The sequence below is a fragment of the Pseudofrankia sp. EUN1h genome (assembly GCF_001854645.1).
GTDB classification, from domain to species: domain Bacteria; phylum Actinomycetota; class Actinomycetes; order Frankiales; family Frankiaceae; genus Pseudofrankia; species Pseudofrankia saprophytica.
This window is the reverse complement of record NZ_MBLN01000076.1, coordinates 50784-66763: the sequence shown is the minus strand read 5'-3', so window position 1 is coordinate 66763 and position 15980 is coordinate 50784. Positions and strand designations below refer to the sequence as shown.

General features: G+C 73.0%; 9 protein-coding genes. 6 read left to right on the top strand and 3 right to left on the bottom strand.

All coding sequences use genetic code 11. The annotated features are described in order from the left end of the window. Positions 1-145 precede the first annotated feature (145 nt). A complete protein-coding gene (locus BCD49_RS30305; protein ID WP_007515799.1) occupies positions 146-2218 on the top strand; it encodes a SpoIIE family protein phosphatase in 2073 nt (690 codons plus the stop codon). A gap of 46 nt (positions 2219-2264) precedes the next feature. On the opposite strand, the gene BCD49_RS30300 is transcribed toward BCD49_RS30305, so the two are convergent. Continuing rightward, positions 2265-3404 (bottom strand): hypothetical protein, encoded by a 1140-nt coding sequence (locus tag BCD49_RS30300; RefSeq protein ID WP_007515798.1) that lies wholly within the window; start codon positions 3402-3404, stop codon positions 2265-2267. Positions 3405-3646: 242 nt separating this feature from the next. Between BCD49_RS30300 and BCD49_RS30295 the strand changes: the two genes are divergently transcribed. Then, positions 3647-6502 (top strand): ATP-binding protein, encoded by a 2856-nt coding sequence (locus tag BCD49_RS30295; RefSeq protein ID WP_071042180.1) that lies wholly within the window; start codon positions 3647-3649, stop codon positions 6500-6502. 60 nt (positions 6503-6562) lie between these two features. On the opposite strand, the gene BCD49_RS30290 is transcribed toward BCD49_RS30295, so the two are convergent. After that, entirely contained in the window at positions 6563-7066 is a 504-nt protein-coding gene (locus BCD49_RS30290) for a VOC family protein (RefSeq protein ID WP_007515796.1), read from the bottom strand. Positions 7067-7468: 402 nt separating this feature from the next. Here BCD49_RS30290 and gshB point away from each other — a divergent pair, with 402 nt between their 5' ends. The 3 genes from gshB to BCD49_RS30275 are packed head-to-tail and all read left to right on the top strand — an operon-like array spanning position 7469 to position 10178. Continuing rightward, positions 7469-8440, top strand: coding sequence for a glutathione synthase (gshB, locus tag BCD49_RS30285; RefSeq protein ID WP_071042179.1), 972 nt, complete (start codon positions 7469-7471; stop codon positions 8438-8440). Beyond that, positions 8437-8832: an MAPEG family protein gene (locus BCD49_RS30280; RefSeq protein WP_007515794.1), complete on the top strand. Its 396-nt coding sequence runs from the start codon at positions 8437-8439 to the stop codon at positions 8830-8832. Before gshB ends, BCD49_RS30280 begins: the two co-directional genes overlap by 4 nt. A gap of 17 nt (positions 8833-8849) precedes the next feature. Then, positions 8850-10178 carry an MFS transporter gene (locus BCD49_RS30275; protein ID WP_106410315.1) on the top strand — a complete coding sequence of 443 codons (1329 nt, stop codon included), beginning with the start codon at positions 8850-8852 and terminating at the stop codon, positions 10176-10178. Here BCD49_RS30275 and purL read toward each other — a convergent pair. Then, positions 10085-14020, bottom strand: coding sequence for a phosphoribosylformylglycinamidine synthase (gene purL / locus BCD49_RS30270; protein ID WP_071042178.1), 3936 nt, complete (start codon positions 14018-14020; stop codon positions 10085-10087). The two genes, BCD49_RS30275 and purL, sit on opposite strands and share 94 nt — an antisense overlap. 522 nt (positions 14021-14542) lie before the next feature. On the opposite strand from purL, the gene BCD49_RS30265 reads away from it, so the two are divergent. Further along, positions 14543-15859, top strand: coding sequence for a fibronectin type III domain-containing protein (locus BCD49_RS30265; RefSeq protein WP_007515791.1), 1317 nt, complete (start codon positions 14543-14545; stop codon positions 15857-15859). Positions 15860-15980: the final 121 nt, after the last annotated feature.

Sequence of the window (15980 nt, the reverse complement as noted above, 5' to 3'; positions counted from 1 at the left end):
GGTCGTGGCCGCGCGCACCGGCCCACCGGGGCGCCGGCCCCACCGGCCCCGCCGGCACGCGCGGCCGGTCCTCGGCCTCGGCGGCCGACGCGGATAGTGGCTACCAGCCGCTTGCGTGGCGCTACGCCGGGTACATGGGCAGTCGATGGACGAAGGGCCGGACACGCGGACGTTCCAGGCGAGCCAGGGTGCCGTCGGCTGGGACACGGTCGAGCTGGACGCGGCCCGGCTGTACCGGGCGGTCTCGGGTGTCGGCATCGGGCTGTGGGACTGGGATGTCGCCACCGGGCGGGTGCTCACCGACTGCGCCGCCGCCCGGCTGCTCGGCCTGAGCGCGGAGCCGGGGCCGGTGTCGATAGACGACGTCACGGCGAAGGTGCACCCCGACGAGCGGGCGACGGTGCTGCGCGCCCGGGAGATCGCGCTGCAGACCCGAAGCACCTTCCTGGAGGAGTACCGGGTGGTGCACCCGGACGGCTCGGTGACCTGGGTGCAGACGCGCGCAGGCGTGCTCGTCGACACGGCGGACGGCACGCTGCGCGTCATCGGCTTCACGACCGACCGGACCTCGGCCCGCACGGTCCGGGAACGGGTCGCCCGGGCACTCGACCACGTGGGCGACATCGTGCTCGTGCTCGACGAGGACGACACGATCGTGTACGCCAACATCGAGGCGATGCGGCAGTTCGGCATGGCGCGCCAGGACGTCGTCGGCCGGGCGGCCGCGGACGTGCTCCTCTCTCCGCTGCGCGACCACGTCGCGGAGCTGCGCCGCCGCCGCGCCGGCCCGGCCGCGCCAGGGGAGTCGAACGCGGCCACGGTGCTCGAGGTCGAGGAGACCGATTCCGCCGGGATGTGGTGGGCGGTCCGCATGTTCACGATCCCCGAGGGCCTGGTCGTCACGATGCGCAACGTCGACGCGCGCCACCACGCCGACGCGGAGCGGGCGGAGCTGATCGGGTCGCTGTCGTCGGCGCTGCGCCGCTCCGGGCAGCTGATGGACGTCACGGTCGAACTCGGCCAGGCCCTGACGGTGGACGAGCTTGTCGACGTCGCCGCGCGGACGAGCGCGTCCAACCTCGGCGTGCTCTTCACCGGCGTCGTGCTGCTGGAGGAGGACGCCCCGCCTCGGGTCATCACCCGGCCTTACTCGGAGTTCCTCACCCGGGCCTGGACACGGATGCCCGACTTCGGCCCGGCCGTCACGTCCCAGCTGCTACATACCGGTCAGCCCCGGTTCGACGAGAACCGGGCGGGGTATCTGCGTGACTTCCCCGATCGGGCACCGAACCTCGACGCGATGAGCATCGACGCGATGGCCAGCCTGCCGTTGATCGTGTCCGGGCGTGCGATCGGCGTGATGCTGCTGGGCTGGCCCACACCGCGGACCTTCGACGAGGACGAGCGCCGTTTCCTGCTGACCCTCGTCGGCCCGTTCGCTCAGGCGATCGAACGGGCCCGCCTCTACGAACGGCAGATGTCCACCGTCGAGACGCTGCAACGTGCCGTCCTGCCGCGAACACTTCCGGACCTCGAGGGTGTCCGGCTGGCCGCCCGCTACCTGCCGGCCGCCCGCGACATCGGGATCGGTGGCGACTGGTATGACGCGACCGTGCTCGCCAACGGAACGGTGAGCCTCGTCGTCGGCGACGTCGGCGGCCACGGCCTGCCAGCGGTCTCGACGATGGCCGAGCTACGGCACGCGGCCAGGGCGTACGCGCTGCAGCTGCAGGCACCGGCGGACATCACCACCCAGCTGTCGGCCAACCTCGGCGACCGGGGGGCGGACGAGGTGCTCGCCACCGCGGTGGTCGCCCATCTGGATCCCGCCACGGGCTGGCTGACCTGGTCGTGCGCCGGGCACCCGCCGCCGCTGCTCCTGACCTCTGAGCAGGAAGGGAGCGAACCGGGAAGCGGGGGCGCGACGCGTTACCTGGAAGAGGTGCACGGCCCGATCCTCGGCGTCGACGCCACGGCCACCTACGGCCAGAGCAGCATTCTGCTCCCGCCGGAAGCGGGCCTCCTGCTCTACAGCGACGGCCTGGTGGAGCGCCGGGGCCGTTCGCTGACGGATCAGCTCGAGGCGCTTGCCGAGGCCGCCCTGGCCGGGATGCTGGCCTGCCAGGGCCCCGCCAACCTCTGCGACCGCATCCTGCGCGCGATCGCCCCGCCGGAGCGGGAGGACGACCTGTGCCTGCTCGCCGTCGCCACGCGCTGAAGCCACCGCCACGCCCTCGGCGGCGACTCCGCGCACCGGGCGCGGATCAGGCCGGGCCGGCGCCGGGAGCGGCGGCGGGAGCGGGCACGGCCCCGGGCGGTCCGCCGGGCAGGCCGAAGCCGCGGCCCACGTCGGGGCGGCGCAGCTTCCAGATCAGGCCGTCGTAGAACAGGTGCAGGCCGCCGGCGATGAGCACGAACAGCGTGAAGTAGGGGTAGCCGACCGAGGTCAGGCCGGCGAGAACCGCGCCGATGCCGGCCAGGTAGACGGCCAGGAAGCCGGTGCGGCCGGCCCGGGAGCGCACGACCGCCGAGACGGGCCCGGTCCGCACGTCGGCGGGGTCGGCGGCCGGCGCGCCGGGCTTGGCCCGCGGTCGGTAACGGCCCTCCAGGTGGTGGTGGACGATCAGGAAGTACTCGGCGGCGTGCGCGCCGACGTAGGCGACGAAGCCGAGCAGCGGGTTGACTGCGATGAGCGCGATCAGCGCGAGGGTTGAGCCGACATAGATCCACTTCGCCGGGTTGGCGGTGGCGTGCCGGCGCTCGGCGAGCACCCAGCGCGCGAGCGCGACCAGCGCGAACAGCGCGGCGAAGGGCAGCAGGACCCGGGCGACCGGCGCCGCGTCGGTGAGCAGGTCGAGGGCGCGCCGGTTCGAGCCGCCGATGCCCGCGCTGGCGACCTTGTCGGCGGTGCCATCGGCGGCGGCCGCGGCGAGCACCGCGGTCACCAGGGCGCTGTAGAGCAGCGTGCGCTCCAGGTTGCCGTGGGTGTCGCCGGCCTTGCGACCGTAGATCCGCGTGAGGCCGTAGCGCTGCTGCAGTGTGTGCACGGCGTTCCAGGTCGCGGCGATGACGGCGAGCAGCGCGAGGCTGACGTACATGCCGAACAGCACCAGCCCGGCCAGCACGAACGGGCTGACGACGAACACGGACTTCCGGGCGGCGAACTGCCGACGGTCGCCGTAGACCAGCAGGAGCGTCAGCGGCTGGTGCATGACCGAGAACATCAGCGTCGCCGCGACCAGCCAGCGCACGGCCGGCGCGTTGCCGGAGACCGCCCACGCGGCGAGCGCGAACGGCACCCACAGCGCCGCGACGGTCAGGTCGTAGCCGGGCGACCGGATCCAGCGCGGCCGACGGGAGGCGGGGGACCGGGGAGCGACCTGCGCGGTCGTCACGGCCGTCATGACCGGACGCTATCGAGGAACAGCGCCACGAACGGCGCGGGGACATGCATCAGGCCGACCTCCCGTGCGGAAGCGACGCTTCGCTATGAGGTGCTTATAGCTGACAACAGCCACATCGTCCACGGACAACGCCCCAGGAACGGCCGAACATCACCAGCCGTGGCCGACAGCTCCCGCCGGTTCCGTGGCGCCGGCACGGAACCACGGCACAGCGGCGGCTGGCGCTGCTCCATCCTTGGAGTGTGCGGAAACAGGATCGCCCGTTTGTCGGGCGGCGGGAGGAGATGCTGCTGCTGCGTTCGCGTTCGCGGACGGCGGCGGAGGGCCGGGGCGGCGTCGTGCTGGTGACCGGCCCGGCTGGAATCGGCAAGACCCGGCTGGTCGAGGAGGCGCTGCGGCCGGACGCGAGGTCCCCGGCCATCCCACCGGCGGGCGCGTCGACACCGGCGCCGGTCGGCCGAGGCTACTGCGTCGCCGATCACGCCGCGCCGGCGCTGTGGCCCTGGCAGCAGGCGCTGCTGGCCCTGACCCGCGGCGGCGGGGGGCCGGCGGGAATCGCCGCCGCGCTGGACCTGCTGGGCGCGGCCGGAAGGCAGAACGCGCCTGGTGACGCGGCGAGCGCCGCCTCGTCACGGTTCGCCGCCCTGGCCKCCGTCGCCGACGCGGTGCTGACCGCCGCCACCGTGCCACTGGTGATCGTGCTGGAGGATCTGCACTGGGCCGACACGAACAGCGTCGAACTGCTGCGGCAGGTCGCCGGCGGGATCGTCGACAGCCAGCTGATGCTGATCGCGACGTTGCGCACCCTGCCGGACGAAGCCAGTAACGCCGTGGGTGAGCTCTCGCGGCTGGACAGTGTCGACACCGTGCCGCTGCTGCCGCTGACAGCCGCGGCGATCCGGGAGTACCTCACGGCACTCGACCCCGCAGCATCCTTCGCCGCGCGCGCCGGGGAGGTGGCGCGGCGCAGCGGCGGGCTCCCCCTGCTGCTCGACGCCGCCGCCCGCGACACCGACTCTCCTGGGACGGTCGCGGTACGCGATCTCGTCGCGACGCTGCTGGCTCAGCTTCCGACGTCGGCACGGCGCGTCGTCCAGGTCGCCGCGCTGCTGCGGCCGCCGGTGGACGCCGAGCTCGTCGGCCGGGTTGCCGAGGTCGACGAGTCGACGGCCGGGATGGCGCTGGACGCCGCGTGCCGGGCCGGTCTGCTGGCCCGGGCGACCTCGTCGCTCGGCGTCGAGGGGCAGGAGTTCGCATTCACCCACGGCCTGCTGGCCGACGGTTTGACGGACCTTCTCGATCCGGTCGAGCGGCGTGGGATCCACCGGCGGGCCGCCGTCACGTTGCAGGCGCGACCGGCGACGGTTCCCGGGCTCGCCGCCGAGGTCACTCGTCATTGGCGGGGCGCCGGCGGCGACGAGGAAGCGCAGCGCTGCGCGGCCCGGTGGGCCAGGCAGGCGGCTGCCGAGTCGATCCAGGCCTCGGCCTACGACGAGGCGGCCTCGCACCTGCGCACCGCGGTGGCGGCGTTGCGGCAGGCTGGTGCCGGCGACGCGGAGCTCGCGGAGACGACGTTGGAGCTGGCTCGCTCCTGCTACCTGGCCGGGGCATTGGCCAAGGCGCTCCAGCAGTGCGAACAGACAGCCGCCGCGGCCGGGCGGGCGGGTCGGGCGGACCTCACGGCCGCGGCGGCGCTGGTGATGCGCTGGGTGGACTTCCCGCAGGCCACGGAGGCGATCCCCCGGCTGTGCCGGGTGGCGCTCGCCACGCCGCAGCCGGCGCACCTGCGGTCCCAGCTGTTGTCCCAACTCGCAACGGCCCTGGGTGAGGCCGGATCGACGGAGGCGGCCCGCCAGCACGTCGACGAGGCCATGGAGGTCGCGCGGGCGAGCGGTGACGCCCAGGCGCTGCTCGACGCCGCCCGCACTCGCGAGATGGCGCTGGATGGTCCGGACGACGCGCAGGAACGGCTGCGGATGGCCGCGACCGCCATCGAGCAGGCCGATCGGCTCGGCCAGCCGCTGTCCGCCGTCCTCGGACAGCAGTGGAAGATCAGAGCCGCCTACCAGCTCGGGCGCCTCGACCTCGTCGATGAGGCGATGACCGCCGTGGCGGCGCTGGCCGACCGCAGCGGCCTCCCGCTGGCGAGGTGGCATCGGTTGCGCGGCGTGGCGGCTCGGGCCGCGCTGGAAGGCAGGTTCGCCGCCGCGCGGTCGGCCGACCTCGAGGCCCGCCGGCTGGGCTCGCGGGCCGGAGACGCGCAGTCGATCGGCCTGAGCTACGCCTTCGCCGCTCACCTGGCCGCGCTGCGGGGAGATGCCACCGAACTCCCGGACGACTACTGGCCGGCGTTGGAAGCATTCCCGCCCTCACCGCTCATKACGGTGAACCGGGCCAACGGCCTGCTGCTCGAAGGACGCCGCGAGGAAGCCCTGGCCTGGTATGAGCGCCTGCGTTGGACGCTGGGCGAGCCGGTCGTCGGTACCCGGGGGCTTGGCGTTCTGATGCAGCTGATCGACCTCGTCGAGGCGTTCGGGGACCCGCCGGCCGCGGAGGCTCTCGCCGCCCAGCTGAAGCCCTACGCCGCCTACCCCGGGGCGGTCGGGGGACCAACGGTCTTCTTCATCGGCTCCATGCAGGGCCACTACGGGCGCGCGCTGGCCCACGCGGGAGAGCTGCGCGACGCCGAGGCGGCGCTGCGGGCCGCGATCGCGCAGGACGCCGCGCTCGGTGCGCGCGCCCACGTCGTGCTGGGCCGGCTGGCCCTCGCGGGCGTGCTGCGCCGCCTCGACGACCCTGACGCCGCCGCGGCCGTCGCGGGCGCGGCAGCGGCCGAGGCTCGCCGGTTGGACATGGCCGGGCCGCTCGCCCGTGCCGACCGGCTGCTCGCCGACCTGGCGGCTGCCCGCCGGGCGGCCGACCCGCTGACCCCGCGTGAGCACGAGGTGGCCGCGCTCGTCGTCCAGGCCATGTCCAACCGGGAGATCGCGGCGCGGCTGGTGCTCAGCGAACGCACCGTGGAAAGCCATATCCGTTCCATCCTCGCCAAGCTCGGCTACACCAACCGAACCGAGCTGGTCGCCCGCTGGCGGGCCTGAACAGGAGCCGTCATCCGATGTCGACCTCGATGGTGACGGCACGGGCGGGCCTTTCCCTGGCTACGCCTGGTATCCGGGCGCGGGAGTGCCGGGAGGGTTGTAGACGCCCGGCCGACCTGCCGGGTTCGGGACGCAGACCTCTCCCTCCAGCCCGTCTGGGTCCCGGAAGAACAGGCTGAGGGTCGGGCCGAAATCGGTCACGAAGCCGTCGGACGCGCCGCGGGCGATGAGTCGTCCGCGGATCAGGTCAAACGCCTCCAGAGAGGCGGCCCGCAGACCCAGGTGATCGAGACGGCCGCGACCGAACATCGACGTCTGACGCCGTGCTTCGGTGTTGCCGGGTATCTCGAAGACGTTGAGCTCGGTGGTCGGGCCGATCCGGACGAAGGACAGCCGACCTCCGCCGGGTCCTGGCATGTCGTAGGCGACGGTGGCATCGAACACCTCGCGGTAGAAGACGTGCAGCCGCTCACTGTCGCCCGTCATGAGTGCCACATGGTCCACGCCGTTCAGCAACGTCCCCGGCCGGCCGTCCAGTTCTACGGGATGTTCCTCGACCTTCATCGTCAGACCTCCGTCGATGGCGTGGAAACGGCGACGCCGGCGTGTTCGTCATGGAGACGATCGGCCACACGGCCGCCGGGCACATCAGTACCCGTACGCAGGTCGGCACGTAATCGGTTCTCGGTGTCCACATCGCGGCCCGGGCACCGTTGGCGGCTCCCGCTGGGTCAGCTGGCTGGGATGCCGCCCCGTTGTTCCACCGGCGCCGCCTCCCGCCGCGGATTGCAGTACTCGCCTACGTGCTCGTACTGAGGTCGAGAAGCCGCGGCGGCGCGAATGTGGCGGCATGGATCTGAAGGCAGCCATCAGCCACTCGCCCGAATCCGAGGCAATGCCCTCGGTCGTGCATGCGACCGCGCCATCACTGGTGACCTCGGCGGCCGCTGTCGCCGGAGGGACGCCGTGAAGGTCGCGTTCGTCACCGATCCGCTCGAATCCCTCGACGCGGTCACCGACACCAGCATCGGCCTGATGCGGGCGGCACAGGACAGAAACGCGGAGGTGTKGGTCACCGAGGCCCGCCTGCTCGAGGCCGAGAACGGTCGGGCTCGGGCACTGGCCCGCCGGCTTCGGCTTCCTGCGCCCCGGCCACGCACAGGTCAGCCATCGGCGGCCGCGAGCACCTGGTACACCGCCGGCGAGCCGCGACGCGTCTGGCTTGACGACATGGCCGCCGTCTTCGTACGCACCGAGCCGCCGCTCGACCAGACGTATCTCACCGCGACCCTGATCCTGGACCTCGTCGATCCAGCCGGAACCGTGATGGTCAACGATCCCCGCGGGCTGCGGACCTGCTGGGAGCACGTTCTCCCGATGCACTTCCCCGACCTGATTCCGCCGACGATCATCACCGCGGATCCGCGCGCCATCCGGGCGTTCCTCGCCGGGCATGAGGTCGCCGTGATCAAACCGGTGGACGGCTTCGCCGGCCGCGGTGTCCTGCGGCTGCACCGCGATGATCCCAATCTCACGTCCCTGCTGGAGCTGTCCACTCATGACGGCAGCCGGGCCGTCATCGCGCAGCGTTTTCTCCACGAGGTCTCAAACGGCAACAAGCGGATCTTCGTCGTGGAGGGCGAGCCGGTCGGCGCGGTCTATCGCTACCCGGCGGCCGGTGACTTCCGGATAGGCAATCCGGCCACCGAGGCGGCGGTCACCCACCGCGACCGTGAGATCTGCGCCCGGCTCGCGCCGGACCTGCGGAGACACGGCATCCGCCTTGCCGGTCTGGACGTGATCGGACCACACCTCATCGAGGTGAACGTGACCAGCGTGGGCGCGCTACGCAAGGCCGACACCCTGCTCGGCTGGAGCCTCTGCGCGGACCTCGTCGATCGCGTGCTGGGCACGCGCGAGCAAAGGGGAGTCGCATGACCACCGCCATCATCTGTACCGCGATCCTGGGCGCGATGGTGTTCGTCCTCGGTTTCAACGTCTCCCGGCTGCGGGGCGCGATCGCGAAGGCCGGCGGCTCACAGCAGCCCAGCGACCCGGCGAACCCGCTCTTCATCGCGGTCCGGTCGCACGCCAACCAGGCCGAGTACGTACCAACCCTGATCGTGTTGTTCTTGCTCGTCGGCGCCCGCGGCCCGGCCGCCGTAGCCATTCCACTGATCATCGGCGCCACCGTCGTGCGGGTGCTGCACGCCTACAACATGCTGACTTCCAAGGGCCAGGGGCGCCTCACTCCGCTTCACTTGGCTTCCGCGCTCGGTACCTACGCCTTCGGCGTCGCCCTCGCCGTCGCGGTCCTCTGCACCCTCTGATGACACGGCACCCTCTGATGGCCAGACCGTCCGCGCCGCTCCCGCTGCGCTCGTCCGCGTTCCGGCGCTACCTGCTCGGCCAGCTGGTGTCGGTGCCCTGTTCCTGGGCGCAGGTCGTCGCGCTCGCCTGGGTGGTGGTCGATCTCGCCCCGGCAGCCATGGGATGGGTGGTGACCCTGCAGTTCCTGCCCAGCCTGCTCCTCGGACCGTGGTTCGGGGCCGTCGCCGACCGGTACGACCGCCGCCGGCTGCTGATGGCCGCCGAGGCCGGCCTCGGCCTGGTAGCGCTGGCGTACGCCGCCGCGTCCATGGCGGGCGTCCTGACGCTGCCCGTCGTCTGTCTGCTCAGCGCGATCTGGGGCGTGGTCAACGCACTGGACACGCCGGCGAGGCGGGCCCTGGTGCCGATGCTCGTGCCGCCGGCCCACGCGCCGGGCGCGGCAGCGCTGAGCGGAACTGTCATGTTGGCCGGCATGACGGCCGGGTCAGGACTCGGCGCGCTGGCGTTGGCCCACGTCGGCGTCACGGCCACGTTCGCTCTGAACGCCCTCTCGTTCCTGGCCGACGTCGCGCTGCTCGCCACGATCCGGGTCGGGCCCTCGCCCCGGCTCGCGCGAGCGCCTCGACAGATCCGTGACGGGCTCCGCTATCTGTGGCACGCGCCGCGTCTCCGGACGCCGTTGGTCGCCCTCGCCGTGGTCGCGACCTTCGCCGCGACCTTTCAGGTCACCGTGCCGATCTTCATCCGGGCCGCCTTCGACGGCGGAGCATCCCTCATCGGCACCGCCTTCACGGCGGTGACCGCGGGAAGCCTCGTCGGCACGCTCGCCGCGGCCGCTCGGGGTATGCCCGGCCGGCACACCATGGCGCGAACGAACCTGGCCATGGTGGCCGCGATGATCGTGACCGCGACGGCTCCCACCGCGCCGATCGCGCTCGTCGGCCTGGCGGGCATCGGCATCGCGTGGTCGTTCTTCCTCATGTCCGTGATCGCCGTTCTGCAGACCGGCGAACCCGCGATGATGGGCCGGGTCATGTCGCTGTTCGCTCTCGTCATGCTCGGGGGCACCGCCGTCGGCGGTCCGATCGCGTCAGCCCTGACCACGGTCGCGGGAGTACGTGCACCGTTCGCTCTGGGAGCGACGGCCGCGGCAGTCGCCGTCGCCGTGTCGTGGCGACATGCTGCCGGCTCCGCTGACCGCGCCGGCCAGCACGTGACGGCCGTCGACGCCGGACAGTGCTGCGCCCTGTCTCAGCCGAGCCAGGCGCGCGCGTTCTGGAAGAGGCGCAGCCAGGGCCCGTACTCGCCGTCGCCACCGGCGGGGGCGGCCGGGGGACCCGGCTGATCGCGAAGCGATCCGCCGGGAGTACCGACGGGAAGCCAGGAGCGCTGCTGGGTCAGGAAGGCGCGCTCCGGGTGCGGCATCATCAGCGTCACCCTGCCGTCGTCCGAGGTGACGGCGGCGACGGCCCCGGCGGTGCCGTTCGGGTTGGCCGGGTACTCCTGCGTCGGCTTGCCGTGGTTGTCGACGTAGCGGGCGGTGACGGCGCCGGGGCCGGCCGGGCCGAACTCCATCCGGCCCTCCGCGTGCGCGACCGGCACGGCGAGCACCGAGCCCGCCATGCCGGCGAGCAGCACCGACGGCGAGTCCTCGATGAGCACGCTCGACACCCGGGCCTCGAACCGCTCGGACGCGTTCGGCAGCAGCGCCGGCCAGCCGGTCGCCCCGGGGATGAGCGAGCCGAGGCTGGCGACCATCTGGCAGCCGTTGCAGATGCCGAGCGTCAGCGTGTCCGGCCGGTGGAAGAACGCGCGGAACGCGGCGGCGAGCTCGGCGTGCGCGAGGATCGACTTCGCCCAGCCGGCACCCGCGCCGAGCACGTCGCCGTAGGAGAAGCCGCCGCACGCGGCGAGCACGGAGAAGCCGTCCAGTGTCACCCGCCCGGCGAGCAGGTCGGTCATGTGGACGTCGAACGCGTCGAAGCCGGCGGCGTCGAACGCCGCGGCCATCTCCACCTGGCCGTTGACACCCTCGTCGCGCAGCACCGCGACCCGCGGCCGGCTCGGGTACGACGGGCGGGCCAGGGTGAAGGTGAGGCGCTCCGAGATGCCCGGGTCGTCGTCGTCGAGGATCGCGTCGAACTCCTGGTCGGCCGCGTCCGGGTTGTCGCGCAGACGCTGGATCAGGTAGCTGGTCGTCGCCCAGGCACGCTCCAGCTCGGCGCGGCCGCGGTCGAGGACCACGGCGCCACCGTCGCGCAGGACGACCCGCTGCTGGCGGGTCACCCTGCCGAGCACGTGCACGTTCCGATCGCCGACCGCCGCGGCCAGGTCCGCCACCACGCGCCGCAGCGCCGCGTCGGCGACCTGCAGGACGGCGCCCAGCTCCTCGCTGAACAGCTTGCCGAGCACCGAACCGGGCAGCGCCGTCACGTCGGCGTCGACGCCCGCCCTGCCGGCGAACGCCATCTCGGCGAGGGTCGCGAACAGGCCGCCGTCGGAACGGTCGTGGTAGGCGAGGACGGCCGGGTCGTGAACCAGCGGCCGGGTGGCGGCGAAGAAGGCCCGCAGGCGGGCCGCGTCCGCGTCCGGGACGACGGCGCCGTCCCCGGCCCGGCCATATGCCTGCGCGAGCGCCGAACCACCAAGCCTGGCCTGCCCGTCGGACAGGTCGACGAACACCAGCGAGCTGGCCTCGTCCCGCGCCAGCGCCGGGGTGAGCACCCGGGAGACGTCGGCGACCGGGGCCGCCGCGGTGACGACCAGCGACACCGGTGAGGTGACCGCCGCCTCGCCGTCGCCGTCCGACCAGACGGTGCGCATGCTCGTCGAGTCCTTGCCGACCGGGATCGGCACGCCGAGCGCCGGGCAGAACTCCTCCCCCAGCGCGTGGACGGCGTCGAACAGCGCCGCCTGCTGCTCGTCGACCTGGACGGCCGCCATCCAGTTGGCCGACAGCGCCACGTCCGACRGGTCCGCGACGGCGGCGCAGGCCAGGTTGGTGACCGCCTCGCCGACCGCCATCCGTGCCGCCGCCGGCGCGCTGACGGTCGCCAGCGGGGTGCGCTCCCCCATCGCGAGCGCCTCGCCGGCACGGCTGCCGTACGCCGACGCGGTGACGGCGACGTCGCTGACCGGGACCTGCCACGGGCCGACCAGCTGGTCGCGCACGGTGTGGCCGCCGACGGTCCGGTCGCCGATCGTGATGAGGAACTTCTTGCTGCCGACGGCCGGGACCCGCAGGACCCGCTCCACGGCCTCGGTGACCGCGATGCCGGTCTCGTCGAACGGCGCCGCCGTGACGGGCCGCCGCTGGGCCGTGCGCGTCTGCCGGGACGCCTCGCCGAACAGCAGCGACATCGGCACGTCGACGGCCGCGCTGTCGAACAGCCGGTCGCGCACGACGAGCCGCGGCTCGTCGGTCACGGTGCCGACGACGGCGAACGGGCAGCGTTCGCGCTCGCAGAGCTCACGGAACGTGTCCAGGTCGGCGGCGGCGATCCCGAGGACGTAACGCTCCTGCGCCTCGTTGCACCAGATCTCCAGGCTCGACATGCCGGTGTCGGCGTTCGGCAGGTCGCGCAGCTCGAAGACGGCGCCCCGGCCGGCGTCGTGGACCAGCTCGGGCAGCGCGTTCGACCAGCCGCCGGCGCCGACGTCGTGGATGGAGACGATCGGGTTCGCGTCGCCGCGCGCCCAGCAGGCGTTGATGACCTCCTGGGCTCGCCGCTGCATCTCGGCGTTGCCGCGCTGCACGGAGGCGAAGTCGAGGTCCTCGTCGCCGGCGCCTGTCTGCATGCTGGAGGCGGCGCCACCGCCGAGGCCGATGAGCATCGCCGGGCCGCCGAGGACGACGACCAGGTCGCCGGGCTCGAGCCGGTTCTTGCGCACCAGCGCCGCGCGGATGTTGCCGATGCCGCCCGCGATCATGATCGGCTTGTGATAGCCCCAGCGGCCACCGGGGCCGCCGTCGGTCTCATACGCGCGGAAGTAGCCGACGAGGTTCGGCCGGCCGAACTCGTTGTTGTAGCCGGCGGCACCGAGCGGCGCCTCGATCATGATCTCCAGCGGGGAGGAGATGCGGCCAGGCCGTCGCTCCGGCCCCTCCCAGGGCAGTTCCTCACCGGGGATGCGCAGGTTGGAGACCGTGTAGCCCGCCAGGCCCATCTTCGGGGTCGAGCCGCGGCCGGTGGCGCCCTCGTCACGGATCTCGCCGCCGACGCCGGTCGCCGAGCCGGGGCCGGGCGCGATCGCGGTCGGGTGGTTGTGCGTCTCGACCTTGACGAGAATGTGCGCGGACTCCTCGTGCCGCCGGTACTCGTGGGTCTCGGGGTCGGCGAAGAACCAGGGAGCTACGGTGCCGCGCACCACGGCGGCATTGTCGGAATATGCCGACAGCACGTTCTCGCCGGACTTCTCGTGGGTGTTCCTGATCATCGAGAAGAGGCTCTTCGGGCGCGGCTCGCCGTCGACGACCCAGCTCGCGTTGAAGACCTTGTGCCGGCAGTGCTCACTGTTGACCTGGGCGAACATCATCAGCTCGACGTCGGTCGGGTTGCGCCCGAGCCGGCCGTACTGCTCGGCGAGGTAGGTCAGGTCCGCCGGGGCGAGCGCGAGGCCGAGTGTCCGGTTCGCTTCCTGGAGCGCGGCGATGCCCGCGCCGAGCAGGTCGAGCTCGGCCTGCGGGCGGGGCTGCCCGGCGGCGAACAGCGCGCCCGCGGACTCGACGGAGCCCGTCACGATCTCGGTCATCCGGTCGTGCAGCAGCGGCGCGAGGGCCTGCGCGTCGAGCGAGCCGGGGCCGGGCAGATGGTAGACGGTGCCCCGCTCGATCCGGCGGACCGCGGCGAGGCCCGCGGCCGCGGCGATGTCGGACGCCTTCGACGACCACGGCGAGATCGTCCCGAGGCGGGGCAGCACGACGAGCGTCCGGGCGGCGCCGGCCCGCTCCCCCGCGAACGGCTCGCCGTAGGTGAGCAGCCCGCGCAGCCGCGCCTCGTCCTCGGCCGTCAGCCGGTCCGCGCCGCTACCGCCAGCGCCGGGCCCGTCAGCGTCCTCGGCGAGATCCACGAAGTGGACGTACTCCGCGGACACGTCGGCGATGGCCGGATCGACGGCGCGCAGTCGGGCGAGTAGCCGCCGCCGACCCGGACCGGTGAGCGCCGCGATGCCCGAGTAGGTCTTCATATCCGCCGTTCGTCGAGGGTTGCCCGGCTGTGTCGTCCCACAGCGGTCGTCCCACAGCGCACCGGCCACAGCGCACCGGCCTGCCGCCCGCGGCGTCGCGGAGGACCCCGCGGCCAGTCATCCTACCCAGCGCCGCCGCCGAACCCGGCCGTCTTGATCGCCGCTCTGGGGGGGTGTCGAGCTTCCCGGCGCCACGAACGACCCACGAGCGACCGGCCACCGTTTCCCCGCCGGCGGTCTGGCGGCCACCGCGAGTTGCTGCTTTCTTGGAAAATTGTTTTTGCGTTGCCAGAACGATCGCGACGGATTCGAAGCGTGCCCGTCGCACGCCGTTCCGTGCTACACACTAGGGTCAGGACGCGACGATGGTGAACGCCATCCTGACCAGAAACGAGGGCGGCGCCACCTCGCACCCGGACGTCGCATTCTTCGTCCGCACGATACTTCTGCCGGCACCGACGGGCGCCGCGCACGCGGACCGCGCCGCACGAGAGTCAGCGGCCTGGTCGCCTGGAGGGCACGATGAGCGAGACCCGGTCCGAAGCCACGGCGATCGCGGACACCGCCGCCGCGGACACCGACCTCGCTCCGACGCGCCAGGACTGCGCCCAGGAGAAGCCCGTCCCCGCGGAGGCCGCCGCCGCGAACACCGACCGCGCGGGTACCGACCCCGCTCCCGCCGACCTGGACTCCGTCCAGGAGAAGTCCGACCCCGCTGACACCGACTCCGCGGACTCCAGCACGGCTCCCCCGCCCCAGGAATCCGTAAAGGAGGAGCCTGTCCCCGCGGGCGGGCCCGGCTTTTCCGGCGACGGCGCCGAGGTGCCCGCGCGCGGTGAGGATCTGGCCACCGACCTGTCCGGCCTGGAGCCGATCGGCGCACGCCACGACGACGCGCGGCACGACGACGCGCGGCACGACGACGCGCGCCACGACGACGGGTCCACCCCACCCGTCGCCAGGGCCAGGTGGCGCGGCCCGCGCCGAGGCGCGGCACGGGCCACATCCGGCCGGTCGAGGCGCCTCGTGGTGCCGGTGCCGGCGGTCATCGCGCTCGCCGTGCTGGTGGTACTGGCCGGCGTCGCTCTTCCCCTCGCCCTGCGTACCAACCACCAGAGCGCCTTCCTGGCCTCGAGTGGAACCGACGTCGCCGATGGCACCGCGACCGCGGCAGCTCCGCCGGGCAAGGCCAACGACGCCGCGGAAGGCGCCTCGGACGGCGTGCCGGTCGTCGTCCTGGGGCAGGACTCGGCCCAGCCGGGCCAGAGCCCGCCAGGCACCGGGTCGCCCGTCGGCGGACACAGCACCGCACCGTCCAGTGGCGGCGCGCGCCAGACAGCCAGTCCGAATGTCCAGCAGCCCGGCGGCAGCGGCGGCTCGGGCGTGGGCACCGACCCCCAGCACACCGCCGACACCCCGGCGACGCAGGCGCCGGGTACGCCGGGGACAGGGGCCCAGCCGGTCACGGTCACCGCGCCCTCGGTGCCTCGCGATGTCACCCTGACCAAGCTGCCGCCCCAGGCGAGCGATCCCACCGGGCACAACCTGGTGTCCTGGAGCCCGCCGGCGGACACGGGCGGCGCGGGTGTGGTGGTCGACTACATCGTCCGGGTCACCATCTCGGCGGACAACGCCACCTCCGTGAACAGCTACACGGTGACGGGCACGAGCTACCTGCGGAGCAACGCGTCCGGCCGCGACCCGTACACCAAGATCACCGTCGCGGCACGCAATTCCGCCGGCCAGAGCGCCGAGGTGGTCGTCTACCGAGGCAGCGGCCCAACGGACTTCACCACCGTGGCGCCCCTGACCCCGTCCCCGGCCCCGTCCGAGGCCTGAATTACCGATCGCTCAGTCGATCCGTCGTGATCGCCCACGACCGATTGCCATCTTCTTGGATCGTTGTCACCGCGTTGCCAACATGGCGACGAACGCCCCGGGGTGCGCCGACCGTGCGCCG